23 protein-coding genes are annotated in these 23686 nt (G+C 70.9%); 10 read left to right on the forward strand and 13 right to left on the reverse strand.

The features are described 5' to 3' along the window. Nucleotides 1-51: 51 nt before the first annotated feature. The 5 genes from ACFYW8_RS09210 to miaA all read right to left on the reverse strand — a co-directional run bounded on the left by ACFYW8_RS09210 (nt 52) and on the right by miaA (nt 6983). Nucleotides 52-1557 carry a M1 family metallopeptidase gene (locus ACFYW8_RS09210; protein ID WP_389069479.1) on the reverse strand — a complete coding sequence of 502 codons (1506 nt, stop codon included), beginning with the start codon at nt 1555-1557 and terminating at the stop codon, nt 52-54. Between the two features lie 255 nt (nt 1558-1812). Continuing rightward, complete coding sequence (locus ACFYW8_RS09215) at nt 1813-4008, reverse strand: RelA/SpoT family protein (RefSeq protein ID WP_389069481.1); 2196 nt, start codon at nt 4006-4008, stop codon at nt 1813-1815. A gap of 297 nt (nt 4009-4305) precedes the next feature. Then, on the reverse strand, nt 4306-5175 hold the full coding sequence (dapF, locus tag ACFYW8_RS09220; RefSeq protein WP_365869079.1) for a diaminopimelate epimerase: 870 nt from the start codon (nt 5173-5175) through the stop codon (nt 4306-4308). Nucleotides 5176-5397: 222 nt separating this feature from the next. Next, the gene (locus ACFYW8_RS09225; RefSeq protein ID WP_365869153.1) at nt 5398-5937 is read right to left on the reverse strand and encodes a hypothetical protein; all 540 of its coding nucleotides are present in this window, start codon (nt 5935-5937) and stop codon (nt 5398-5400) included. A 107-nt stretch (nt 5938-6044) separates the two neighbouring features. Further along, nucleotides 6045-6983 carry a tRNA (adenosine(37)-N6)-dimethylallyltransferase MiaA gene (miaA, locus tag ACFYW8_RS09230; RefSeq protein WP_365869080.1) on the reverse strand — a complete coding sequence of 313 codons (939 nt, stop codon included), beginning with the start codon at nt 6981-6983 and terminating at the stop codon, nt 6045-6047. Nucleotides 6984-7165: 182 nt separating this feature from the next. On the opposite strand from miaA, the gene ACFYW8_RS09235 reads away from it, so the two are divergent. Together ACFYW8_RS09235 and ACFYW8_RS09240 are read left to right on the forward strand one after the other, a co-directional pair. Next, nucleotides 7166-7468 carry a hypothetical protein gene (locus ACFYW8_RS09235; protein WP_389069484.1) on the forward strand — a complete coding sequence of 101 codons (303 nt, stop codon included), beginning with the start codon at nt 7166-7168 and terminating at the stop codon, nt 7466-7468. 24 nt (nt 7469-7492) lie between these two features. Next, a complete protein-coding gene (locus ACFYW8_RS09240; RefSeq protein ID WP_389069486.1) occupies nt 7493-7756 on the forward strand; it encodes an antitoxin in 264 nt (87 codons plus the stop codon). A gap of 413 nt (nt 7757-8169) precedes the next feature. On the opposite strand, the gene ACFYW8_RS09245 is transcribed toward ACFYW8_RS09240, so the two are convergent. The 4 genes from ACFYW8_RS09245 to ACFYW8_RS09260 all read right to left on the reverse strand — a co-directional run bounded on the left by ACFYW8_RS09245 (nt 8170) and on the right by ACFYW8_RS09260 (nt 12177). After that, entirely contained in the window at nt 8170-8982 is an 813-nt protein-coding gene (locus ACFYW8_RS09245) for a class III extradiol dioxygenase subunit B-like domain-containing protein (RefSeq protein ID WP_389069488.1), read from the reverse strand. Nucleotides 8983-9098: 116 nt separating this feature from the next. Beyond that, nucleotides 9099-10631 carry a tRNA (N6-isopentenyl adenosine(37)-C2)-methylthiotransferase MiaB gene (miaB, locus tag ACFYW8_RS09250; protein ID WP_389069491.1) on the reverse strand — a complete coding sequence of 511 codons (1533 nt, stop codon included), beginning with the start codon at nt 10629-10631 and terminating at the stop codon, nt 9099-9101. Nucleotides 10632-10754: 123 nt separating this feature from the next. After that, nucleotides 10755-11633, reverse strand: coding sequence for an alpha/beta hydrolase (locus tag ACFYW8_RS09255; protein ID WP_389069496.1), 879 nt, complete (start codon nt 11631-11633; stop codon nt 10755-10757). 79 nt (nt 11634-11712) lie between these two features. Then, nucleotides 11713-12177, reverse strand: a complete 465-nt coding sequence (locus ACFYW8_RS09260) for a MazG nucleotide pyrophosphohydrolase domain-containing protein (RefSeq protein ID WP_365869086.1) — start codon at nt 12175-12177, stop codon at nt 11713-11715. 82 nt (nt 12178-12259) lie between these two features. On the opposite strand from ACFYW8_RS09260, the gene ACFYW8_RS09265 reads away from it, so the two are divergent. Continuing rightward, a complete protein-coding gene (locus ACFYW8_RS09265; RefSeq protein ID WP_365869087.1) occupies nt 12260-13258 on the forward strand; it encodes a TAXI family TRAP transporter solute-binding subunit in 999 nt (332 codons plus the stop codon). 213 nt (nt 13259-13471) lie between these two features. Here ACFYW8_RS09265 and ACFYW8_RS09270 read toward each other — a convergent pair whose 3' ends face one another. Together ACFYW8_RS09270 and ACFYW8_RS09275 are read right to left on the reverse strand one after the other, a co-directional pair. Continuing rightward, nucleotides 13472-14878: a HAMP domain-containing sensor histidine kinase gene (locus tag ACFYW8_RS09270; RefSeq protein ID WP_365869088.1), complete on the reverse strand. Its 1407-nt coding sequence runs from the start codon at nt 14876-14878 to the stop codon at nt 13472-13474. Nucleotides 14879-14887: 9 nt separating this feature from the next. Further along, a complete protein-coding gene (locus tag ACFYW8_RS09275; RefSeq protein ID WP_365869089.1) occupies nt 14888-15574 on the reverse strand; it encodes a response regulator transcription factor in 687 nt (228 codons plus the stop codon). A 283-nt stretch (nt 15575-15857) separates the two neighbouring features. On the opposite strand from ACFYW8_RS09275, the gene ACFYW8_RS09280 reads away from it, so the two are divergent. The 4 genes from ACFYW8_RS09280 to ACFYW8_RS09295 all read left to right on the forward strand — a co-directional run bounded on the left by ACFYW8_RS09280 (nt 15858) and on the right by ACFYW8_RS09295 (nt 19338). After that, nucleotides 15858-16634 carry an amino acid ABC transporter ATP-binding protein gene (locus tag ACFYW8_RS09280; RefSeq protein ID WP_365869090.1) on the forward strand — a complete coding sequence of 259 codons (777 nt, stop codon included), beginning with the start codon at nt 15858-15860 and terminating at the stop codon, nt 16632-16634. Between the two features lie 86 nt (nt 16635-16720). Continuing rightward, entirely contained in the window at nt 16721-17638 is a 918-nt protein-coding gene (locus ACFYW8_RS09285; RefSeq protein ID WP_389069508.1) for a glutamate ABC transporter substrate-binding protein, read from the forward strand. Nucleotides 17639-17749: 111 nt separating this feature from the next. After that, a complete protein-coding gene (locus ACFYW8_RS09290) occupies nt 17750-18397 on the forward strand; it encodes an amino acid ABC transporter permease (RefSeq protein ID WP_365869093.1) in 648 nt (215 codons plus the stop codon). After that, nucleotides 18394-19338, forward strand: a complete 945-nt coding sequence (locus tag ACFYW8_RS09295; RefSeq protein ID WP_365869094.1) for an amino acid ABC transporter permease — start codon at nt 18394-18396, stop codon at nt 19336-19338. The genes ACFYW8_RS09290 and ACFYW8_RS09295 overlap by 4 nt, the downstream gene beginning before the upstream one ends. 69 nt (nt 19339-19407) lie before the next feature. Here ACFYW8_RS09295 and ACFYW8_RS09300 read toward each other — a convergent pair whose 3' ends face one another. Continuing rightward, the gene (locus ACFYW8_RS09300; RefSeq protein ID WP_389069515.1) at nt 19408-19848 is read right to left on the reverse strand and encodes a hypothetical protein; all 441 of its coding nucleotides are present in this window, start codon (nt 19846-19848) and stop codon (nt 19408-19410) included. A gap of 93 nt (nt 19849-19941) precedes the next feature. After that, nucleotides 19942-20403, reverse strand: a complete 462-nt coding sequence (locus ACFYW8_RS09305) for a hypothetical protein (RefSeq protein ID WP_389069518.1) — start codon at nt 20401-20403, stop codon at nt 19942-19944. A gap of 328 nt (nt 20404-20731) precedes the next feature. On the opposite strand from ACFYW8_RS09305, the gene ACFYW8_RS09310 reads away from it, so the two are divergent. From ACFYW8_RS09310 to ACFYW8_RS09320, 3 genes are all read left to right on the forward strand, one after another. Continuing rightward, on the forward strand, nt 20732-21394 hold the full coding sequence (locus tag ACFYW8_RS09310) for a LuxR C-terminal-related transcriptional regulator (protein WP_389069522.1): 663 nt from the start codon (nt 20732-20734) through the stop codon (nt 21392-21394). Between the two features lie 179 nt (nt 21395-21573). Further along, nucleotides 21574-23325, forward strand: coding sequence for an FAD-dependent monooxygenase (locus tag ACFYW8_RS09315; protein WP_389069526.1), 1752 nt, complete (start codon nt 21574-21576; stop codon nt 23323-23325). 250 nt (nt 23326-23575) lie between these two features. Beyond that, on the forward strand, nt 23576-23647 hold the full coding sequence (locus tag ACFYW8_RS09320; protein ID WP_355987938.1) for a putative leader peptide: 72 nt from the start codon (nt 23576-23578) through the stop codon (nt 23645-23647). The last annotated feature ends 39 nt before the right edge of the window (nt 23648-23686 follow it).

Genomic DNA, 23686 nt, shown 5'->3' on the forward strand with positions numbered 1-23686 from the left:
GCCGCCGTGCGCCCGGTGCCGTCGGTCCAGGGGCCCGCGGGCGCCGATTCCTCACGCGCTCCTGTGTGCCTTACGTGCCTTCGGGGCGTCGCTCTTCCAGTCCGGGTGACCCGGCATCGGCGGTGTCTTCCTGTCGTACAGCCACGCCTTGAAGAACCCGGTCAGATCGCGCGCGGCGACGGCGGAGGCGAGGTCCACGAAGTCGGCCGTCGAGGCCACGCCGTCGCGGTTGACGCTCACCCACGTCCGCTCCAGCCGTTCGAAGGCCGGGCGCCCGATCTCCTGGCGCAGCGCGTACAGGGCCAGCGCCGCGCCGTCGTAGACGTTCGGGCGGAAGATGCTGATCTTGTGGCCGGGCTTGGGTCCCTCGGGCTTCGCGGGCGGCCCGCCGGTGGCGCGCCAGGAGTCGGACAGCCGGTAGGCCGCCTTCATCCGCTTCTCCATGGGCTTGTTCGCCTTCTCCTCCGCGTACAGGGCTTCGTACCAGGTGGCGTGCCCTTCGTTGAGCCATACGTCGGACCAGGCGCGGGGACTGACACTGTCCCCGAACCACTGGTGCGACAGCTCGTGCACCATGATCGACTCGACGTACCACTTCGGGTACGCGGGCTCGGTGAAGAGCTCCTTCTCGAAGAGCGACAGCGTCTGCGTCTCCAGCTCGAAGCCCGTCTGCGCCTGGGCCATCAGCAGCCCGTAGGTCTCGAAGGGGTACCGCCCGACCTTGCTCTCCATCCAGGCGATCTGGCCGGGGGTCCTGCGGAGCCACGGTTCGAGCGCCGCACGGTCGGCGCGGGGGATCACATCGCGTACGGGCAGTCCGTGCGGCCCCTGCCTGTGCAGCACCGCGGAGTGGCCGATGGACACCTGGGTCAGCTCGGTGGCCATGGGGTGCTCGGTCCGGTACGTCCAGGTCGTGGCCCCGCGGGCCCGGTGGACGCCCTCGGGCAGACCGTTGGCGACGGCCGTGTACGTGTCGGGGGCCGTCACGTGGATGGTGAACATCGCCTTGTCGGAGGGATGGTCGTTGCACGGGAAGACCAGGTGCGCGGCGTCGGCCTGGCCGGCCATCGCGAGCCCGTCCTTCGTCCGTACCCAGCCGCCGTCCCGGCCCTTCGCGCTGACCGGATCACTGGTGTGACGCACGGTGATACGCAGCGCGCTCCCCGTGGGCAGCGGCTCGGCCGGTGTCACCACCAGGTCGTCGCCGGCCTTCGCGAAGTCGGCCGGGGCTCCGTTGACCTCGACCGATCGCACGGTGCCGTGCGCGAAGTCGAGGTTGACGCGGTCGAGCGGGCCGGTGGTCAGGGCGTCGATCGTGGTGACGGCCGTGAGCGGCTTGTCGTTGCGGCCGGCGTAGGTGAAGTCGAGGTCGTACGACTCGACGTCGTACCCGGGGTTGCCGAGGGTGGGGAACAAGCGGTCACCGACCCCCAGGGGCACGGCCGGGTCCGGGGCGCTCGCGGCGATCAGACAGACGGAGACGGCCGAGGAGAGCAGGGCCGCCGTGACGCGGCGGCTCCTCGGGCGTGCGGGCGTGGGGGTGGGGTTGAGCGGCATGGACCACCGCTACCAGCGCGCGCCGGTCCCGCGCCGACGACTCGCGACCGGCCCACCCGAACGGGTCGGTCCGGAGACTCATTGGGGCCAGCGCGCGGAAGCCGGAACCGGCGGCCCGGCGCGCGGTGTCCACCGGGCCGCGGGCGCGCGATGTCACCGGAACGCGGTCGCCCGACTTCCACTGGGCCGCGCGGGCGCCCGATCTCTCCTCGGCCGCGGTCGCCCGGTCGCTACCGGGCTGCCGTCTCTCCGTCGCTACTGGGCTGCCGTCGCCGGATGCTGGGCGCGGCTCACGTCGTACACGCCGGGCACATCGCGCATCGCGCGCATCAGGACCTGGAGGCGTGCCGCGTCCGGGAGTTGAAGCGTGTACGTGTGGCGCACGCGCTGCTGGCTCGGGGGTTCGACGGTCGCGGAGACGATGGCGACGCCCTCCGCCGCGATGGCTTCGGTGAGGTCGGCGAGCAGGTGCGGGCGTCCGAAGGACTCGGCGACCAGGGTGACGCGGCACTCGGTGGTGTCCCCCCAGCGCACACCGACCTCCGGGCGCCCCGCGCTCTTCATGCGCGCCGCTCCGGCGCACTCCACGCGGTGCACGGTGACCACTCCCCCGCGGACGGTGAAGCCGGTCACCTCGTCGGGCGGTACGGGCGTACAGCAGCCGGCCATGCGTACGGACGCGCCGGGCGGGTCGGCGACGGCGCTCGCGGGGCGGGCGGCCTGCGCCTCGGCGGGGCGGGCCGGAGCCTCGGCGGACGGCCTGGGACCCGTGGCGGAGGTTCCGGACGCCTCCTCGTCGCCGGGTGCGGGGTGCGTGGCCATCCAGCGCTGGATGGCGATCCGCGCGGCGGCCGTGTGCGCGTGCTCCAGCCACTCCCTGGACGGCTCGGAGGCGGGGTCCTGGCCCATGAGGAGCTGAACGGTGTCGCCGTCCTTCAGGACCGTACTCAGCGTCGCCAGGCGGCCGTTGACGCGGGCGCCGATGCAGGCGTGCGCGTCCTCGCCGTACTGCGCGTACGCGGCGTCGACGCAACTGGCGCCCTCCGGGAGGCCCAACGAGCCCCCGTCCGCGCGGAAGACGGTGATCTCGCGGTCCTGGGCGAGGTCTTCGCGGAGCGTCGACCAGAACGTGTCCGGGTCCGGGGCGCCCTGCTGCCAGTCGAGCAGCCGGGAGAGCCAGCCGGGGCGGGTGGGGTCGGCGCGCTCACCGTCGAAGGGGCGCTCCCCGCCGCCGTCCGGCTGGTCCTCCGACGGCGGAGCGTAGGGATTGCCGAGCGCGATGACTCCGGCCTCGGCGACCTTGTGCATCTGGTGCGTGCGGATGAGGACTTCGGCGACCTGGCCGTCGCCACGGGTGACGGCCGTGTGCAGCGACTGGTACAGGTTGAACTTGGGGACCGCGATGAAGTCCTTGAACTCCGACACCACCGGGGTGAGACAGGTGTGCAGTTCACCGAGGACGCCATAACAGTCGGCGTCCTCGTTCACGAGCACCAGGAGACGTCCGAAGTCGGCTCCGCGCATCGGGCCGCGTTTGCGCGACACCCGGTGCACGGAGACGAAGTGCCGTGGCCTTATGAGGACTTCGGCCTGGATCCCGGCGTCACGCAGAACCACGCGTACCTCCTCCGCGATCTCCGCGAGGGGGTCGTCGTCTCGGTTCTCGTTCCCGGAGATGAGCTCCCGGGTGTGCGCGTACTCCTCGGGATGCAGGATCGCGAAGACGAGGTCTTCCAGTTCGGTCTTGAGTGCCTGCACGCCGAGGCGCTCGGCGAGCGGGATCAGCACGTCCCGGGTCACTTTGGCGATCCGCGCCTGTTTCTCGGGGCGCATGACGCCGAGGGTCCGCATGTTGTGCAGGCGGTCCGCGAGTTTGATCGACATCACCCGGACGTCGTTGCCCGTCGCGACGAGCATCTTGCGGAAGGTCTCCGGTTCGGCGGCGGCGCCGTAGTCGACCTTCTCCAGCTTGGTGACGCCGTCGACCAGATAGCAGACCTCGTCGCCGAACTGCTCCCGTACCTGATCGAGCGTCACTTCCGTGTCCTCGACGGTGTCGTGGAGCAGGGACGCGGTCAACGTCGTGGTCTCGGCGCCGAGTTCGGCGAGGATCAGGGTCACGGCGAGCGGGTGCGTGATGTACGGCTCGCCGCTCTTGCGCATCTGGCCGCGGTGCGAGGACTCCGCGAGCACGTAAGCCCGGCGCAGGGGGTCGAGTTTGGCGTCGGGGTGGTGGGCGCGGTGCGCCTCGGCCACATGCCCGATCGCGTCCGGCAGCCGGTCGCGGGTCGCGGGCCCGAGCAGCGCGGCCCGCCCCAGCCGGCGCAGGTCGATCCGGGGACGCGACTTCCTGCGGTGCGCCGGGGGCACCGCCGGCTCGAGCGACGCCGGGCGCTGGGGAGCGGGCGTTGCAGGGCCTGGCGTCGCGGGATTCGTCGCCTCCGCACTCATGGGCACCTCCGGCTGCGTAAGACCGGCGGACGGGTGCCCCATGGCGTACTCGGCTCAGGGGATGGTGTCGATCCCCCGTCCGGGCCGGTGCTTGATGCTACCGACCCCACCACGCCCGGCTGACCGCCTCTCGCCGAGCGTGAAACGGATCACCCATTCGAGCGAAGGATTTGGGGTTTACGGTTTCGAACTTCCGGAAGAGACGGCATGGACGTACGACGTCCGACCAGTGACGTCGAACGGCGGCGAACCGGATCGGCCGGCATCGAACCGGTGCGGTCGGCCCCGCCGCGCTTCTCAGCGCAGGGCGCCGTCCAGCCACTCCGCGTCGATCTCGCCCTCGGCGACGATCACCGCGGGGCCCGTCATCTCGATCTCGCCGTCCGCGCGTTCGGTGATCACCAGGCGTCCGCCGGGCACGTCGACGGTGTACGTCGCCGGGGAGCCGGTCACCGCGGGGTCGGCGTTGTCGCGGCGCGCCGCGGCGACGGCCACCGCACACGCGCCCGTGCCGCAGGAGCGGGTCTCGCCGGAGCCTCGCTCATGGACCCGCAGGGCGACATGGCGTGGCCCCCGGTCGACCACGAACTCGACGTTGACCCCGTCCGGGTACGCCGACTGCGGACTGAACGGCGGAGGCGTGAACAGGTTCCCGGCGTGCGCGAGGTCGTCCACGAAGGCGACGGCGTGCGGGTTGCCCATGTTCACGTTGCGCGCGGGCCAGCTGCGCCCGCCGACGCTCACCGTGACCTCTCCTTCGGGAAGGAGCGCCTTGCCCATGCCGACGGTGACGTCGCCGTCCTTGGCGATGTGCACGGTCTTCACGCCCCCGCGCGTGGCGACCGCGCTGTCGCCTTCGGCCACATATCCGGCGCGGTGGAGGTAGTGCGCGAACACACGCACGCCGTTGCCGCACATTTCGGCGACCGAGCCGTCGCCGTTGCGGTAGTCCATGAACCACTCCGCCTCGGCCGCCATCGCCTCGGCCTCGGGGTGCTCGGCGGACCGCACGACGTGCAGCAGCCCGTCACCGCCGATGCCCGCGCGGCGGTCGCACAGGGCGGCGACAGCGGCCGGAGGCAGGTCGATGAGGTTCTCCGGGTCCGGGATGATCACGAAGTCGTTCTCGGTCCCGTGCCCCTTGAGGAAGGCGATCCGCGTGCTCATTCCTCGATCGTACGGGGTGGGTCCGACGGTCTGGCCGCCGCGGGGCGACGGTAGGCACGACAGCCGGGCCGACGCGGCGCTCGGCACTCTCGCGCGGCGGACCGAGGAGTTCGCCGCGTCACGTATCCGCGGGGTCGCTCGGCACTCGCGTGGACGGCGGACCGACATGCCGGGACAGGGACCCGGATCGGGCCGGCGTCCCGGTGGACCGGACCCGTGGGGTCAGCGCAGTCGGGCCACGCGCCATACGGCGAGCACGGCGACCGCGGCGACGACCACGACGTACGCGATCACCACCCGCCAGTCGGCGCGTCGTCCGGAGCCGCGCGGCGGAAGGCCCGGCAGGGCGTAGCCGACCCGGCGGGCGGCCATCATGCCCCAGCCGGCCGCGCACAGGCAGATCAGCAGTCCGAGCATGGCGACCACGGCACCGCCGTCGCCGAACTCGAAGGCGAGCGGGAAGGCGAACATCAGGGAGCCCGTGGCGGCCAGCGCCACGATGGGCGCGAGCTGCCAGATGCGCAGCAGACGCTGCGGGCGCAGCTCGACCTCGACCTCCGGCTCCGGGGACATCGCGCCGGGCTCGGGGCCGTCGGCGATCACGCCGCCGGGGGTGTCCTCGGGGCCGTCGGAGCTCAGACGCTCTCCGTCCAGCTCCGCCTCGACGCCGGGATCGGCGTCCGGATCGATGCTCAGACGAACTCCGTCCGGATCAGCACCGTACTCAGTGCCTCGTGCAGTGTCGCGAGGGCCGGCCTCCATCGCCACGCGCCCTCCCAACTCGGACTTCACTGGTCGATCGAAGCTTGATGATGGCACGGCACCGGAGGCCCGGATGACGGCCGGAGCGTCCCGATGCCATGACGTGATCAGGCTGTGACCGGTCGTTCGACCAACGCCAGTGCGAGTTCCGGAAGTTCCGTGACGTCCGCCGCAGCCCCACTGAGCCAATGCACCCTGGGGTCGCGCCGGAACCATGAATCCTGACGGCGCGCGAAGCGCTTGGTGGCGCGAACGGTCTCGGCGCGGGCCGCGTCCTCGGTGGATTCGCCGGCGAGCACCGCGAGGACCTGCTGGTATCCGAGCGCGCGGGAAGCCGTGCGCCCCGCGCGCAGGCCCTGCGCCTCCAGCGTGCACACCTCGTCCACGAGCCCGGCCTCCCACATCCGGTCCACCCGGCGCGCGATGCGCTCGTCCAGCTCGGGGCGCGCCACGTCGACACCGATCTGGAGGGTGTCGTACACGGAGTCGTGGCCGGGCAGATTCGCGGTGAAGGGCTTGCCGGTGATCTCGATGACTTCGAGGGCCCGGACGATACGGCGGCCGTTGCTGGGCAGGATCGCCTGGGCGGCCCCGGGGTCGGCCATGGCGAGCCGTGCGTGCAGCGCTCCGGAGCCGCGCAGGGTGAGCTCCTCCTCCAGGCGGGCGCGCACGGCCGGGTCGGTGCCGGGGAACTCCATCTTGTCGACGGCCCCGCGGACGTAGAGTCCGGACCCGCCCACCAGGATCGGCCAGCGCCCCTCGGCGAGCAGCGCGTCGATCCGGGCGCGGGCGAGCCGTTGGTACTCGGCGACGCTCGCGGTGACCGTCACGTCCCAGACGTCCAGGAGGTGGTGCGGGACGCCGCCGCGCTCGTCGGGCGTCAGTTTGGCGGTGCCGATGTCCATCCCTCGGTACAACTGCATGGAGTCGGCGTTGACCACCTCGCCTCCGAGGTGCCGAGCGAGGAAAACGCCCAGATCGGACTTTCCTGCCGCGGTCGGTCCGACGACGGCGATGACCCTGGGTGCGGGGGGTGCGCTACTCACGGTCCCAGTCTCGCAAACCCGGGGACCTCTTCCCCAACGAGTTACGTGACGCCAGGGGTCCGGGTTCGTTCCCTCTTGCGAGGTTCCGGCCGCCGGTTTCGAGAACCGGTGACCCGGGTGACGCAATGGGACGCACCGGGCGACGCGGAATTTCGCCCTCACGAGTAACATATGGAGCCGATATGGGCGTTTTTGAACGAATTCTCCGGAGGTCAAGGGCTACGGAGGAGGCACCGCCCGCCGAGGCGCGGGCCGCCGCGCAACCGGTCGCCGCAGAGGCGGTCGCCGCACAGACGGTCGCCGCACAGGCGGAGGTGTCGACGGAGGTGAAGGGTTCGTCCGAGAAGGAGGACTCGTCCGTGAACGAGGGCGAGGCGGCGGCGGGGACCACCGGGGCCGTCACCACCGAGGACGTCGACATCCCCAAGCAGCAGACCGCCGAGCAGGCCGCCGACAACGAGACCGGCAAGGGATCCCGGACGTAACTGTCCCGCGAGGGAAGGCGAACCATGGGTCTGATGGACGATCTGAAAGCCAGGCTGGAGCCCGCCAAGGACAAGGTCTCCGGGCTCGCGCAGCAGCACGGGCACAAGGTCACTCACGGCCTCGACAAGGCCGCGAAGGTGGTCGACGAGAAGACCGGGCACAAGTACAGCGACAAGATCCGGACGGGCACGGGCAAGGCGAAGGACGCCATGGACCGCCTCGCGCACAAGGACGGCGGCGGAGCCGCGAGCCCGCCGGACATGCCGACCCCGCCTCGGGCTTCCTGAACGACCCGCGCATCGGCGGACGGCCGCGAAGCGCTCAGGCTGCTTCCGGCCGTCCGCCGCGGCCGCCGGGTCCGGGCCGGTATGCCCGACCGCTCGTCCGGGCCGGTACGGGGCGGAACGCTCGTCCGGGCCGGTACACCGCTGACGGCTAGTCCGGGACGCCGTATCCGACGCTGTGCCCTGTGTCCGCCACCGGCACGGCTGACGGCACGTCGGAGAGCCCGTCCCGTCCCGGGGGCCGCCGGAGAGAGGCACCGGGAGCCGACGGAGAGACCCCGCGAGCCGGCGCGGAGAGCCCGCGTACCGGCGCGGAGCGCCGCCGGGGCGCACCCCGGCGGCGCTTCCCGCTCGTACGGCCCAAGGCGCCGCGCGCGCCCTCGGACGCGGCTACGGCCCAGGCTCCGCTCCGGCTCCTACGACCAGGCCGCCACCAGGTATCCCACCCCGTACGGAGCGTCGTCGTAGAGCAGGGCGCCGCCGAGCCCCGCGCCCTCGGCCGCGCCCGCGAGGACCTGCCAGGGGGCACGCCCCGCGGCCTTCAGCTCGTACGCCAGAGAGGCGTCCAGCGACTTGAGGGCCGCGACGTCCGCCGCCCCGAGCGCCCTCGCGACCTCCGCGTCGAAGTCCGCCGCACGCTCGTCGAGATAGCCCGGCGCCTTGAGCGTCCGGCACGCGCTGGCGTCACCCATGACCAGCACGGCCACCCGCCCGGCCCGCCCGCCGATGTGCTTCCCCGCTCGGACGCACTCCTCGGCCTCCAGGGGTTCTCCGACTCCGAGTCCCTCCACCGGGGCGTCGGACCAACCGGTGCGCTCCAGCAGCCAGGCGGCGACGGCGAGGGAGGGCGGCAGCGCGCGTTCCGAGGCATCCGGGCTCGCCCCCGCCGCGCCGGAACTCACGCTCGCCCCAACGGGATTCACGCTCGCATCACCGGGATTGGCGCTCGCCCCAGCGGGGTTCGAGCGCGCCGCGTCCGGGCGGCCGAGACATACGTCGAGGTCGACCCCGAAGCCGCTGAAGGAGCCGCGCGTGCCCTCCGGATGCGGTCCGCGACCGCTCTTCCCGGCGGGGCCGACGACCACCAGCAGGTCGGGACGGGAGGCGGCGAGCACGCCCAGCGCGTCCGTGCACGCCGCGCGCACGGCGTCCAGTTCGGGTGCCGCGCCGGCGGCGACGTCGGGGACGAGCAGCGGAGGGCAGGGACAGACTGCGGCGGCTACAAGCATGAGCCGCAGCGTAACGCCGCGCGCCGACGATCCGCCTGGCCCCACTCCGTTCCTGTGGACGTGCGCCACCGCCCGTCCCCGCGGGCGTTCGGCGTCCCCCTGCCGTCCCGGCCCCGTCAGTCGCAGCCGCAGCCGCTGCCGCTGCCCGCGGCGACCGGCAGCGGCGCCGGGGCGCCGATCTTCGGCAGGCCCAGCATGACGCCCGCCGGCTTGGCGGCCTCGGCGGCGTTGCGCTTCTCCCAGGCGTCCCCCGCGCGCGTGCGGCGCGCGTCCAGGACGGCGCCCTCGGCGAGCAGGTGGTGCGGGGCGGCGTACGTGATCTCGACGGTGACCACGTCGCCGGGACGGACCTCTTCGTCGGGCTTGGTGAAGTGGACCAGACGGTTGTCGGGGGCGCGCCCGGAGAGACGGTGGGTGGCACCGTCCTTGCGGCCCTCGCCCTCGGCGACCATCAGCTCCAGGACGCGGCCGACCTGCTTCTTGTTCTCGTCCCAGGAGATCTCCTCCTGGAGGGCGACGAGACGCTCGTAGCGCGCCTGGACGACCTCCTTGGGGATCTGCCCCTCCATGGTGGCCGCCGGGGTGCCGGGGCGCTTGGAGTACTGGAACGTGAAGGCCGCCGAGAAGCGGGCCTCGCGGACCGCGTGGAGGGTCTGCTCGAAGTCCTCCTCCGTCTCGCCGGGGAAGCCCACGATGATGTCGGTGGTGATCGCCGCGTGCGGGATGGAGGCGCGGACCTTCTCGATGATCCCGAGGAAGCGGTCCTGACGGTACGAGCGGCGCATCGCCTTCAGGACGGTGTCCGACCCGGACTGCATCGGCATGTGCAGCTGCGGCATCACGTTCGGCGTCTCCGCCATGGCGGCGATCACGTCGTCGGTGAAGTCGCGCGGGTGCGGCGAGGTGAAGCGCACGCGCTCCAGGCCCTCGATCTTCCCGCAGGCGCGCAGCAGCTTGCTGAATGCCTCGCGGTCGCCGATGTCGCTGCCGTACGCGTTGACGTTCTGGCCGAGCAGGGTGATCTCGGAGACGCCCTCGCCGACGAGGGCCTCGATCTCGGCCAGGATGTCGCCGGTCCTGCGGTCCTTCTCCTTGCCGCGCAGAGCCGGGACGATGCAGAACGTGCAGGTGTTGTTGCAGCCGACGGAGATCGACACCCAGGCCGCGTACGCGCTCTCGCGGCGGGTCGGCAGCGTGGAGGGGAAGGCCTCCAGGGACTCGGCGATCTCGATCTGCGCTTCTTCCTGGACGCGGGCACGCTCCAGGAGGACCGGCAGTTTGCCGATGTTGTGCGTGCCGAAGACGACGTCCACCCAGGGTGCCCGCTTCACGATGGTGTCGCGGTCCTTCTGGGCGAGGCAGCCGCCGACGGCGATCTGCATCCCAGGACGCTTCGTCTTCATCGGGGCGAGGCGGCCGAGGTTGCCGTAGAGCTTGTTGTCGGCGTTCTCCCGTACGGCGCAGGTGTTGAAGACGACGACGTCCGCGTCCCCGTCCGCGCCCTCGGGCGCCCGTACGTACCCGGCGTCCTCGAGGAGCCCGGAGAGCCGTTCGGAGTCATGGACGTTCATCTGACACCCGTAGGTGCGCACTTCGTACGTCTTGGATTCCTGAACGTCCACTGCCTGACTCCGGTCGCCGCTGCTCATGTGACAAGGGTAGGCGGTGCCGGGAGTACGTCCGGACGTCGGAGCCATGGCACCCGTCACCCGCCGGCCGTCACCCATCACGCGACGTACGGCTCCGGCACCGGGCGTGCGAGGTGGGGCTGATCACCCGCCCAGGCCGACGAACCGGTCCGCGACCGTCCTCGCGGCGGTTCCGAGCAGGATCGTGTAGTGGTTGGAGCCCTCGGTCAGCTCGGCGGGGAGGCGCCCGGACCGGCCGGTCCAGCGTTCGACCACGGCGGCCTGGAGCATGGGCGGCTCCTGGCCGAGCAGTCCGAGCGGCGCGTGCAGCAGGAGCGCCGGCACACGGAGCCCTGTGAGGTCGGCGGCGAACAGGCCGGCGGACGTCAGCAGATCACGTCCGTCGCACCGCACGGCCTCCTCGCGAGCCTTGGAACGCCGGGCACCCCGGGGGCCTGTGACGTCGTAGCGCACATACGCCTCCATGTCCGCGTTCCAGTGGGGGCCGAGCGCCGGATGGGCACGGAAGAAGTCGACGTAGGCCGCGTCGGACTCGTACGTCCGGCCGAGGCGGGCCAGCGCGGGGCCGAGGGTGTCGTCGAGGATCGCGTCGAGGTCGGCGCCGGGCGGCACGGGCAGCGGCAGACCGCCGTCGACGAGCAGCAGCCGGTCGAACAGCCCGGGCCGGCGCGCGGCGGCGCGCAGCGCGACGTACGCGCCCATCGAGTGCCCGGTGAGCGCGACCGGCCCGCCCGCGCCCAGGTCCCGCGCCAGGCGGCACAGGTCCTCGGCATGCCGGTCGAGGCCGTACGGGCCAGGGGTGCCGGCGCTGCCGCCCCGGCCCCGCAGGTCGGGCGCGAACAGACTCCACTCCTCCGGGAGTCGACGGGCCATGGCGCGAAACGCCATCCCGGACCCGGTGATGCCGTGCGCCGCGAGAGCGGTCCGCGGCCCCCTGCCGAACCGCAGGACACGGAGGGTTCCGCCTTCGACGGGCAGATCGAGTTCGTCCGGCTGGTCCACACACACTCCTGGTCGTCGCTGGGGGGCGCCACGACGGTGGCGGCGGCCGTGCGGCCTCCCCGTCGGGGCGCCTCGGGAGTCACGAGTCCGGTGCGCTCCATCCCTGCCTCCGCAGCACCTCCGAAACGTCCGGCGCGCGATAGTGCTCGCCCTTGAGCACCTTTCCGTCGGCCCGCCGGGTGACACCCCCGTCGGGGCCCAGCTTCGTCATGTTGGCGCGGTGGATCTCGGCGATCACGGCGTCGAGGTCGATCCCGTGGACGAGGGCCGTGCCGTAGGCCACGTACACGACGTCGGCGAGCTCGTGCGCCAGCCGGTCGAGCGGGCCGGCGACCGAGACCTCGGCGACCTCGGCCGCCTCCTCGGCCAGCAGCTCGCCGCGGTGTGCGGCGAGCTCCGGGGAGACCTCGGCCGGGGTGCCGCGGACTTCGAGGCCGAAGGCGAGATGGAACTCGCGGACCAGGGAGGCCGGGGAAGGTACCGGGGAACCGGGAGACACCGGAGCGGTGGACGGCGGAACCCGGGACGGGGAGGGCGACTGCATTCGGCGAGCCTACCGATCCGTTGGAGCCCCCCTGTGGGACCGGCCCTGGCCAGGACAGCCCGGGGCTGGCAGGATCGCGCGCATGTTCCAGGCACTCCCCCGTATCGGCCGGCGCTGCGCGCTGTTCGGCTCGGCGTCCGTCTTCGCGGTCGTCGGGCTGCTGCTGTGGTGGCTGCTGCCGCTGGGCGAGGAGTCCCCGGACGGGACGATCACCTTCAGTACGGGCACCCCGACCGGGGTCTACCAGATGTACGGCAAGCTCCTCCAGGGCGCCATCGCCAAGGACATGCCACACCTGAACGTGCAGCTGCTGAACAGCGACGGATCACAGGAGAACGTCAGCCGGGTGGCCACGGGCAAGGCCGACTTCACCATCGCGGCGGCCGACGCCGTGGAGACGTACATCCTCCAGAACAAGCCGGGGTCGGGCCGGCTGCGCGGCTGCTCGCGGCTCTACGACGACTATGTGCACCTGGTGGTCCCGCGCTCCTCACCGGTGCGGACCGTGGCGGACCTGAAGGGCAGGAAGGTAGCCGTCGGACCGGGCGGTTCCGGGGTGAGGCTGATCGCGAACCATGTGCTCCAGGCGGCGGGTCTTGACCCCGACACGGACATCAAGCCCCTCGACGAGGGCATCGCGCGTATGCCCGACCTGCTCAAGCACCACAAGATCGACGCCTTCTTCTGGTCGGGCGGCCTGCCGACGAACGCCGTTCAGGAGCTCTCCAAGGCCGACGACATCCGGCTGGTGCCGATCGGGAGCGACCTCGTCGAGAAGCTGCACGAGCAGGGCGGTGCCTCCCGCTACTACCGGTCCGCCGTGATGCCCGCCGACGCCTATCCCGAGGCGCAGCGCGGCTCCTCCGTGCAGACGCTGGCCGTGGCCAACTTCCTGATCACCAGGGAGGACGCGGACGCGACGCTCACCGAGGAGCTCACCCGCACGGTGATCGCCAGCCGCGACCACATCGGCTCCGTGGTGCACGCGGCCCAGCTGGTGGACCTGCGCACGGCGATCTACACGGACCCGCTGCCCCTGCACGAGGGTGCGCGCCGCTACTACCGGTCGATCAAGCCGTAGCCGTAGCCGTGCACCGCGGCGCCGAGGGCGAGGGGTGCCACCCGCCGCGGAAGCCCTCCGTTTCACCGGCCGCCGGAGCCACGGCTCCACGGGCAACGGGCGGCCGAAGCCCAGGCGGGCCACTCGGTCCGGCGCGGGCCGCCCCGCGGTCCGGCGCGGGCCACTCGGTCCGGCGCGGGCCGCCCCGCGGTCCGGCGCGTCCCGCGCGGTCCCTCAGGTCACCGGCCCCGCCCTCGGTACCGTCACCGTCACCCGCAGACCGTGCGGCTCGTGGTGGCCGTACGCGATGGAGCCGCCGCCCGCGGCGAGCAGGGCCCGCGAGATGGAGAGGCCGAGTCCCGAGCCCTTGACGTTCTGGTGGACCGCGCTGCGCCAGAAACGGTCGCCGATGCGTGCCAGGTCCTCGTCGCCGAGGCCGGGGCCGCCGTCGGTGACCACGACGGTCGAGGACTCACCGTTCGAGGCGACGGTCACCTCGACGCTCTGCCCCTCGGGCGTGAACTTGACCGCGTTGTCGATCACCGCGTCCAGGGCGCTGGACAGCGTGACGGGGTCGGCCCACGCGGTGGTGGGCGGACAGTTCCCCGACAGCCGCACGCCCCTGCTCTCGGCGACCGGCTGCCAGGACGCCACGCGCTCGGCGGCCAGCGCGCCGATGTCGGTGAGGCGCACATCGGCCTCGGCGTGCTCGGCGAGCGCCAGGTCGAGCAGGTCGTCGAGCACCTGGGTGAGGCGCTTGCCCTCGGTGCGGACCGACGCGATCTCCTCGTTGCCCTCGGGGAGTTCGAGGGCGAGCAGCTCGATGCGCAGCAGCAACGCCGAGAGGGGGTTGCGCAGTTGGTGCGAGGCGTCGGCGACGAAGGCGCGCTGCTGCTCCAGCACGTCCTCGACGTTGTCCGCCATCTCGTTGAACGACCGGGCCAGGCGCCGGAGTTCGGGCGGCCCGCCGGAGGGCGCGACCCGGGACTTGAGGCGGCCGGTCGCGATGTCGTGGGTGGTGGCGTCGAGGACGCGCACGGGTTTGAGCACCCAGCCGGTGAGGCGCAGCGCGGCGCCGAGCGCGAGGAGCATCGCGGCGATCTCACCCGCGCCGATGATCAGCCAGCCGTGCAGGGTCTTGGAACGCATCTGCCCGGTGGGCGAGTCGGTGACGACGACGGCGATGACGTCTCCGTCCCTGATGACCGGCGAGGCGACCACGAGACGGTGATGCTGCCAGGGCCAGACCTGTTCGGGGTCGTGGCTGCGGCGGCTGACGAGCGCTTCGTTGAAGGCGTCGCGGGCCACGCCCGTCCTGGACAGGATCCAGTTGTCCGGCGCGTTGGCCATCGGCTTGTCGTTGCGGTAGAAGACACCGGCACGGATGCCGTACACCTCGTAGTAGCGGACCAGTTCGGTGCGCAGGGTCTCGCCGCGTTCGTCCGGGAAACCCCCTTGGGAGCGACTCGGGGGCTCGGTGACGTACTGGGCGAGGGCCGCGAAGCGCGCGGTGTCGTCGATGCGGTCGACGACCACGCGCTGCTGCTGGGCCGCCGCGACGCTCACCGCGAGCGGCACGCCGAGCGCGAGCAGCACGGCTGCCATCAGGACGATGAGCAGCGGGAGAAGACGTGTGCGCACCCGTGCCCGCTACGAAGCCGGGGCGACGAGCCGGTACCCGACGCCGCGTACGGTCTCGATCAGCGCCGGCATGCGCAGTTTTGAGCGCAATGACGCGACGTGCACCTCCAGGGTGCGCCCGGTTCCTTCCCAGCTGGTGCGCCACACCTCGCTGATGATCTGCTCCCGGCGGAACACCACGCCGGGGCGCTGGGCGAGCAGCGCGAGCAGGTCGAACTCCTTGCGGGTCAGCTGGACCGTCGAACCGTCGACGGTGACCTGCCGGTTGGGGAGTTCGATGCGTACGGAGCCGAGCCGCACGATGGTCTCGCCGGGGGCCGCCGCGTCGTCGTGGGCGGTGCGTCGGCTGACCGCGTGGATCCTGGCGAGCAGTTCCCCGGTGTCGTAGGGCTTCACCACGTAGTCGTCGGCACCGAGGTTGAGACCGTGGATGCGGGACCGTACGTCCGCGCGCGCGGTGACCATGATCACCGGCGTGGCGGTCCGCTTGCGGATCTTGCCGCAGACCTCGTAGCCGTCCTGGTCGGGCAGTCCCAGGTCGAGCAGGACGACGCCGAAGCCGTCGCTCTCCGGGACGAGCGCCCGCAGGGCTTCCTCGCCGCTGCGGGCGTGCGTGACGTCGAAGCCGTGCCGTGCCAGCACCGCGGACAGGGCGGCGGCGACGTGATTGTCGTCCTCGACGAGGAGCAGTCTCATTCCGACCCCCTCCGGTTCATCGGTCGTACGGTGGCTGCTTGCGGAACGTGGGGCACGCGCGTGCACCAAGGAAGTCACGCCGATGGACAAGGACGGCGTCAAGGGGCTTCGGGTTGCTCGGTGCTTCCGTTACCCAGCCGGTACGCGCGTCCGTACGGACTGCTACGACACGTGTCCGATTGCTACCGGATCGTGATGCTCAAGTTCCCCTCAGATGTAATGACGCTGGTCATGCGGCGTTACTACTGTCCACCGAAACCGAGGAGGACGGAGCCCAAAAGCGATGACCGAAGTATCGGTGGCCAAGGACGCCATGGCCGCGACCGACGAACTGGTCGTCCTGAAGAGCGTCAACAAGCACTTCGGCGCGTTGCACGTGCTCCAGGACATCGACCTGACGATCACCCGTGGCGAGGTCGTCGTGGTCATCGGGCCCTCCGGGTCCGGGAAGTCCACCCTGTGCCGCACCATCAACCGCCTGGAGACCATCGATTCGGGTGACATCTCGATCGACGGCAACCCGCTGCCCCAGGAGGGCAAGGCGCTCGCCCGGCTGCGGGCCGATGTGGGCATGGTCTTCCAGTCCTTCAACCTCTTCGCGCACAAGACCGTGCTCGAGAACGTGATGCTGGGGCAGATCAAGGTCCGCAAGACCGGCAAGCAGGCGGCGGAGGAGAAGGCCCGCGCCCTGCTCGACCGCGTCGGCGTCGGCACGCAGGCGGACAAGTACCCGGCTCAGCTGTCGGGCGGCCAGCAGCAACGCGTCGCCATCGCACGGGCGTTGGCGATGGACCCGAAGGTCATGCTCTTCGACGAGCCGACCTCCGCGCTGGACCCCGAGATGATCAACGAGGTCCTCGAAGTCATGCAGCAGCTCGCCCGGGACGGCATGACGATGATCGTCGTCACCCATGAGATGGGCTTCGCCCGTTCGGCTGCCAACCGGGTGGTCTTCATGGCCGACGGCAGGATCGTCGAAGAGGCTGTGCCGGACCAGTTCTTCAGCAATCCGCGCAGCGACCGTGCCAAGGACTTCCTGTCGAAGATCCTGCACCACTGACTCCGGCTCAGCGCCGCCACCGCCCGGTTCCCACGACCGGCCGGAACCAAGCACCGACGAATCCGCCGAACCGAAGGATGCCCCTCATGAAGTTCCGCACGTCCGCCTCCGTGGCTGTGCTCGCCACCCTCGCGCTCACCCTGACGGCCTGTGGCGGCGACTCCGGCAACGCCGGCGACCAGCCCTCCGACGCGAGCACGGGAGCGAACGCGCCCAAGCTGCCGACGTATGCCGTCGCCACCGGTGTGAAGATCGACTCCGCCACCCTGAAGAGGGCACAGCAGGCCGGCAAGCTCGTCATCGGCGCCAAGAACGACCAGCCGTATCTGGGCTTCGAGGACACCACCGGCAAGCGGTCCGGCTTCGACATCGAGATTGCCTCGATGGTCGCCGCGGACCTGGGGTTCAAGCCCGACCAGATCGAGTTCAAGACCGTCGACTCCAACGTCCGTGAGACCACCATCTCCAAGGGCGAGGTCGATCTGTACGTCGGCACGTACACGATCAACGACGAGCGCAAGAAGCAGGTCGGCTTCGCGGGTCCGTACTTCAAGGCCGGCGCGGACCTGCTCGTACGCAAGGACGAGGCCGGCATCACCGGTCCCGAGTCGCTCAAGGGCAAAACCGTGTGCTCCATCAAGGGATCGACTCCGCTCCAGGAGATCAAGAAGCCCAAGTACGGCGCGAAGACGGTCGAACTGTCCAAGTACTCCGAGTGCGTTCAGCAGCTCCTCAGCAACGAGGTCGACGCCGTCACCACCGACGACGCCATCCTCAAGGGCTACGCCGCGCAGCGCCCCACCAAGCTCAAGGTGATCGGCAAGCCGTTCACCGAGGAGCCGTACGGCGTGGGCATGAACAAGAACGACAAGGCCCTGCGCGACGCGGTCAACGACGCGCTGGAGAAGCACGAGCAGAACGGCGACTACAAGAAGGCGTACGAGGCGACGCTCGGCCTCTCCGGCTCCGCGTACTCGGAGCCGCCGGCCGTCAACCGCTACTGACGCACTGCCGAGGCGTCGCATCGCGGAAGCGTCGACGCGGGGCGGTACGCCGTTCGGCGTACCGCCCGGACGCGGCTTTCCCTGCCCGTACACCGCCACGAGGACCTCCCCGTGAACGCTTTGCTCGACCATCTCGCGGACTTCCGCGAAGGTTTCATAGGCACCGTGCTGCTGACCCTGGCCAGCGGACTCCTCGCCATGGTGCTGGGTGTCATCATCGCCGGGTTCCGCGTCTCCCCCGTGCCTCCGCTGCGGATGCTCGGGACCGCCTGGGTCACCCTCTTCCGGAACACGCCCCTGACGCTTCTCTTCCTCATCGCCTGGTTCGTCGTCCCGGTCATCTTCCTGCCGGGCCTGAGCCCCTGGACGAAGGCCCTGCTGGCGCTGAGCCTCTACACCTCGGCCTTCGTGTGCGAGGCGGTGCGGTCGGGCGTCAACACGGTGCCGTTGGGGCAGGCGGAGGCCGCCCGCTCGCTCGGCATGAGTTTCTCGCAGACCCTGCGTCTGATCGTCCTGCCGCAGGCGACGCGGACCGTGATCGCGCCGCTCAGCTCGATCTTCATCGCCCTGACCAAGAACTCGGCGATCGCGGGCGCCTTCAGCGTCACCGAACTGTTCGGCGTGCAGAAGATGCTGAGCGACCAGGGCTACCCGATCGCCTGGATCTTCCTGTGGGTGGCTCTGGGCTACCTCGTCATCACCTTCTCGCTCAGCGGTCTCTTCCGGCTGCTGGAGCGCCGCCTGGAGGTCGCACGATGAGTTCGAGCGTTCTGTACGACGCGCCGGGCCCCAAGGCCCGCCTGCGCAACCGCCTCTACACGGCGCTCGGCTCGCTGGCACTGGCCGCCCTGCTCGCCTTCGTCGTGTACCGCCTCGACGCCAAGAACCAACTGGACCCCGCCGTCTGGAACATCTTCAACAACGCGGGCGTGCGCACCAACATCCGCGACGGTGTGCTGACCACGTTGAAGGTGTTCGCCGTGGCCGGCGTGCTGTCCCTGGTGCTCGGGCTGCTCCTCGCCGTGGCACGCCTGTCCGAGCACCGTCCGGTCCGCTGGTTCGCGACCGGTTTCATCGAGCTGTTCCGTGCCGTTCCGCTGCTCATCACCATCTACGCCTTGTGGGTGCTGTTCCTCACCTACAAGAACGGCCTCGGTGTCGTCGGCGACAACACCGCGTTCTGGGGTCTTGTCATCGGCCTGACCATCTACAACGGCAGTGTGCAGGCGGAGGTCTTCCGCGCGGGTGTCAACGCGGTGCCCCGGGGACAGACGGAGGCGGCGTACGCCCTCGGGCTGCGCAAGTACCAGGTGATGACAGCACTGTTGCTGCCCCAGGCGGCGCGTTCCATGCTGCCGACGGTGATCAGTCAGCTCGTGGTCACCCTGAAGGACACCTCGCTCGGCTACGTCATCACGTACACGGAACTTCTGTACGCCACCCGGACGATGGCCAACAACATCATCGTCAACGGAGAGAACCCCTTCACCGCGGTCATCATCGTCGTCGGCGCGATCTACATCGCGATGTGTCTCGCGCTCTCCTCGCTCGCGACCTGGATCGAGCGGCGTGGGCGCCGCACGAAGACCGGGGTCGTCGTAAGGGCGGCGGCCGAGCCGACCGAGCAGCCCGGAGCGCTCGAAGTCGCGGGCGGGTCCTCGGGGACGGCCGAAGGGGGCGCGGACCACGGCGGGGAGTAGCCGTGGAACGCAGGTGCGGACGGGACGCCGGATGTCCCGCCCGCACCCGGTGCGCGCCTCGGCCTCTGCTCAGTGGACAGGCTTGACGATGACGCTCGCCGAGACGTCCGTGGGGTCCTGATGGATGGTCAGGGTGAGGTTGGCGCGCAGGTCGCCCTGGGGCGTGAGCAGGACGGACTTGTGGCAACCCGTCGCCGACGATTCAAAGGTGTCGTACGTCCTGCCCCACCGCACGGCCGCGCGGGCGCGCCAGTGCGCGCATCCGCCGAACGTGATGCGGATCGAATGCTTGCGCAGGTTCGGTAGCGAGGTACTGCGGTACTGCTTGTCGACCCACTTGTACGGTGTGGGCAATCCGCCGACGCGGATGGTGCCGGAGCGCTTTCCCAGGTAGATCTCGGAGGGGCCGTCCGCGGAAGCGGAAGGCACCGCCAGGGTGCCCGCGAGCACCGCCGTGCCGAGAATGACGGCCGCTCTGCGCTTCACTTTGCCACTGCCCTTGCCGTGCATGAACAACTCCTTCGGAAGTCCCTTGCCCGGAAGGTCCGCACAAGGGGATTACGTACGCTTGGCGAGATGTCCAATTCGCGACAGAGATTTTGTTTATGCAGGGTATTCACCCCACTTCCAGCGCCAAGTGTCCTTGAACGGCACCCGGCCGCCGCCGTTGTAGACGATGGTGCTCTCGGCATAGAAAGCCTTGCACTGACTCTTCGGCGGCAAGGCCTTGATCACGGTTGACGTCGGGGCCTTCTTGTTCGCCACACTGGCGCTGTAGACGAGCTTGGTGCGGGGGTCGAAGCAGTGGATCTTCCCCCACAGGCTGGCGACCTTCCGCCCCCGGGGACAGCCCCGGTCCGTCTCGAACCACGCCTTGAGATAGGTGCCGAACTGGTCCGAGTCGTACCAGACCTTGAGTACCGGGTTTCCGCAATGCACCGCGGCGGCACTCGCGGGGGCCGTGGGAGTCGCCTGGGCGGGCGTCGCGGCCGCCCCCATGGTCATCAGGCCGGCGGCCAGAGCCGCCCCCCAGGCCACACCCCGGCGCGCTCGATCATCCGTCATGTTGTCGTCCTCTCGTCCAGAGCCTGTTGAGTGCGCGCCACAATTCCCCAGCGGGGGCGATCACGATCCCCCCGCCATGGGGGGAACGGAGCGGGTATCCCCCGAAGCGGGGATTGACATTTGCGCTCCATCGACGAGGTCACGTCTGAGGAAAACAACCCCATGAGACTTTGCAGTAGTTACCTCATTCATCGGGGTTCCCGATAGGCGCTTGACGCGAACGCGGCATGGGGCAGAGGATCACAGAGAGTGCCTTCGTCCTGACCAGTCGAAAGCCATGTCACGAGTGCCGTCGCACACAGAACCAAACGGGGACCGCATGCTACGGGTGGGAATCATCGATGACAGATCGCTCTGCCGCGCGGGACTGCGCGGAATGCTGCAGGACCTGGCTGCGGATTTCCGCCTGCAGCCACCCGTCAGCGTCGTCGCCGAAGGAAAGCGCACCCAAGCGGCCGCATTGATCCGGACGACCCGCCCGGACCTCCTGATCAGCGGTGACACGTACGGCAAGGACTCCCTGCCGCTGGTGGAAAGCGTCGCCCGGCGCCCGGCGTCGCCGGCGGTCCTGGTGATCGCGGAGCGCATCGCGGAACGGGATGCCCGAACCCTCCTTGCCCGCGGCGCAGCCGGTGTCCTGCTCCATCGCACCGCGCCCCAGCATCTGACCTGGGCTCTGATCGCCGTCACCGAGGGCAGCCGGGCCCTCTCCCCCGAGATCGCCGATGCGGTCGTGCGCGACCACTGTCACCCGGTCCGTGGACACGGTGGCGCACAGGAGCGAGTCGCCGAGCTGAGCACCCGTGAACGCGAGGTGCTGACCCTGCTCAGTGACGGCCTCGCCAACCGCGCCATCGCCCAGGCCTTGCACATCAGCCCGGAGACGGTCAAGGACCATGTCCGCGCCGTATACGCCAAACTGAAGGCCGACAATCGGATGCATGCCGCCCGAATCGCCTGGCAGGCGGACGTCACCGCGCTCTCGGCCTGACGTGGCGCCGCTCCCCTCGGCAGGCCGTAGCTGATCGACGCTCAACCGTGCTGCACCCTTCGTCACTTGACGCAAGCAGCGGCAATGGGTTGCATACGTTCTGTGATCGTGCACCCCGCTCCACCTGCCTGTTCCCGTACGTCCCTCAGGACACAGCTCCGTGCAGGGGGCACCGCGCCGTGGACCCGGTGATCATCGTCGGAGCCGGGCCCGTGGGGCTCACGCTCGCCCTTGCGCTGGCCCGCCAGGAGGTCCCCTCCGTGGTCCTCGACGAGGGCCCCGGCAAGGACGAACTGCGGCTCGCGCGGAGCGTGGTGCTGCGCGAGGACACGGTCGCGCTCGTGGAGCGGCTGACCGGTCTCCCCCTCGACGACGCGGGCTTCCGTTGGGCCGGATGGCGGTCGATGCGGCGCAAGCAGGTGATGCGCGAGATCACGTTCGACGGACAGGGTTCCGGGGGCGCGGAGAGCACGAACGGCGCCGCCGGTTCCCGGGGCGCCGGGACCGCGTGGGGCGAGGGTCCCCGGGGGGCCGCCGCCGCGCGCGCCACCGGCGTCTCCCGGGGCGCGGAAGGCCCGGCGGACGGTGAGGAGTTCACCGCCCCGCTGCACATCGCCCAGCACGCGCTCACCGGCGCCCTGCGCGAGGCCATCATCCACGAGCGGCTCGTCAAGGTCGCCGTGCACAGCCGCCTCGACTCCGTCGAGCAGGACACCTCCGGCATCACGGCACACACCCGGGGACCCAACGGCACCTGGTGGCGGGGCAGTTACCTGGTCGGCTGCGACGGACCACGCTCGACGGTACGCAAACTCCAGGACATCCGCTTCCCCGGGCGTACCGCCGTCGAGCGGCACGCCGTGGCGGCCCTGCGCACGGAACTCCCCTGGCCCGGTGAGGCATTGCTGCACCGGATGACACCGTGGCGGACCTCCGGCCCCTCCACGGGCGAGGTGAGCGCGCGCCCGCTCGCCGAGGACGTGTGGCGGCTGGACTGGCTGCTGCCCCCGGGCAAGGACCTGGTCACGCCCGACCTGCTGGTGGCGCGTATCCGGGAGACCCTCGGAGGCTGGAGCGGCGGCACCACACCCGCGTACGAACTGCTCGACACCGGGGTCCACACCGTCCACCACCGGCTGGCCCGCCGCTGGCGCGCCGGCCGCGTCTTCCTCGCCGGGGACGCGGCCCATCTGCTCGGCGCCCTCGGCACCCAGGGCCTGGACGAAGGGCTGCGGGACGCCGACAACCTCGCCTGGAAGCTGGGCCTGGCCTGGCACCACGGCCCGCACAAGACACTCCTCGACAGTTACCAGGCGGAGCGGCGTGCCGTGGTCGCGGCCCGGCTGCGCGCCGCCGACCAGGCGCTGCCGCTGCTGCGGAGCGGCGGCGGTCTGCGCGCGTACGTCCCCGGGTCCGCCCGCGGCCACGACGCCCTGCTCACGGACGGCCACCTGGGTCGCGGCCCGCTGGGCGCGCCGGGGGCGTACGCCGACTCGCCGCTCACACCTCCACCCGCCGAGTCGCACGCCCCTGTCGACACCGAGCCCGGCGCACCGGTCGTCGATGTCCGGGTGACCGCGGAGGACGGCTCGTTCGTACCGCTGCGGGAGCGGCTCGGGCGCGGGGTCCTGCTCGTCGTGCTCATCGCTCCGGGCACGGGGGTGTGGGAGCGCAAGCACTGGGTGACGGCCGGCGTCATGCCCCGGCTCGCCGCCGCCGTGACCGCGCTGCCGCACCCCGCCGAACTGCTCGTCGCGGAGAGCTACCCGGGTGCGGCGGCACACACCGTGCTCCTGGTCCGCCCCGACGGACACCTGGTCACCGCGCTCGGCGGAGTCCGCCCGGCCGACCTGTACGAGGCGGCCGAGGCGACCCTCGGCGGACCTGCGGAGGCGGAGGCCACCGCGGAGGCGACGGCGGGCAGGCGCTGAACGACCGCGGGCGAGAGCTGAACGACGACAGGGGCGCCGGGCGGCGCTGAAGGACGGCGGGGGCGCCGGGCCGCGCTGAAGGACGGCGGGGGCGCCGGGCGGCGCTGAAGGACGGCGGGCGGGAATTGAACGCTCAGTAACCGTCGAACTGGGGTTTCCCTGCTTCTGGGGTCCCCGTGGTCCATATAGTGACGGTGAGTTGACCGGTCTGCGCCACCGTGGTGTACTCCGGATCGTGACCGACACCTGTGTGCGCCTGTGGCGGAGGGTCCATATGGACCTCGTCCGCTATGCGGGCTGCGTGTGTCGTCCGTCCCTCTGACTTCGCATCCTCATCTCCCGCGCGCCGCACTCGTGCCAC

It is taken from the genome of Streptomyces sp. NPDC002742, assembly GCF_042888885.1.
In the GTDB taxonomy this organism is placed as follows: Bacteria; Actinomycetota; Actinomycetes; order Streptomycetales; family Streptomycetaceae; genus Streptomyces.

Excerpts from the sequence above, each read along its gene's own strand:
- ACFYW8_RS09280 (WP_365869090.1), top strand. The coding sequence starts at position 15,858 with ATGACCGAAGTATCGGTGGCCAAGGACGCCATGGCCGCGACCGACGAA.
- ACFYW8_RS09235 (WP_389069484.1), top strand. The coding sequence starts at position 7,166 with ATGGGCGTTTTTGAACGAATTCTCCGGAGGTCAAGGGCTACGGAGGAG.
- ACFYW8_RS09210 (WP_389069479.1), bottom strand. The coding sequence starts at position 1,557 with ATGCCGCTCAACCCCACCCCCACGCCCGCACGCCCGAGGAGCCGCCGC.
- miaB (WP_389069491.1), bottom strand. The coding sequence starts at position 10,631 with ATGAGCAGCGGCGACCGGAGTCAGGCAGTGGACGTTCAGGAATCCAAG.
- ACFYW8_RS09225 (WP_365869153.1), bottom strand. The coding sequence starts at position 5,937 with ATGGAGGCCGGCCCTCGCGACACTGCACGAGGCACTGAGTACGGTGCT.
- ACFYW8_RS09265 (WP_365869087.1), top strand. The coding sequence starts at position 12,260 with ATGTTCCAGGCACTCCCCCGTATCGGCCGGCGCTGCGCGCTGTTCGGC.
- ACFYW8_RS09215 (WP_389069481.1), bottom strand. The coding sequence starts at position 4,008 with ATGAGTGCGGAGGCGACGAATCCCGCGACGCCAGGCCCTGCAACGCCC.
- ACFYW8_RS09285 (WP_389069508.1), top strand. The coding sequence starts at position 16,721 with ATGAAGTTCCGCACGTCCGCCTCCGTGGCTGTGCTCGCCACCCTCGCG.
- ACFYW8_RS09245 (WP_389069488.1), bottom strand. The coding sequence starts at position 8,982 with ATGCTTGTAGCCGCCGCAGTCTGTCCCTGCCCTCCGCTGCTCGTCCCC.
- ACFYW8_RS09260 (WP_365869086.1), bottom strand. The coding sequence starts at position 12,177 with ATGCAGTCGCCCTCCCCGTCCCGGGTTCCGCCGTCCACCGCTCCGGTG.
- dapF (WP_365869079.1), bottom strand. The coding sequence starts at position 5,175 with ATGAGCACGCGGATCGCCTTCCTCAAGGGGCACGGGACCGAGAACGAC.
- ACFYW8_RS09300 (WP_389069515.1), bottom strand. The coding sequence starts at position 19,848 with ATGCACGGCAAGGGCAGTGGCAAAGTGAAGCGCAGAGCGGCCGTCATT.
- ACFYW8_RS09295 (WP_365869094.1), top strand. The coding sequence starts at position 18,394 with ATGAGTTCGAGCGTTCTGTACGACGCGCCGGGCCCCAAGGCCCGCCTG.
- ACFYW8_RS09240 (WP_389069486.1), top strand. The coding sequence starts at position 7,493 with ATGGGTCTGATGGACGATCTGAAAGCCAGGCTGGAGCCCGCCAAGGAC.
- ACFYW8_RS09275 (WP_365869089.1), bottom strand. The coding sequence starts at position 15,574 with ATGAGACTGCTCCTCGTCGAGGACGACAATCACGTCGCCGCCGCCCTG.
- ACFYW8_RS09305 (WP_389069518.1), bottom strand. The coding sequence starts at position 20,403 with ATGACGGATGATCGAGCGCGCCGGGGTGTGGCCTGGGGGGCGGCTCTG.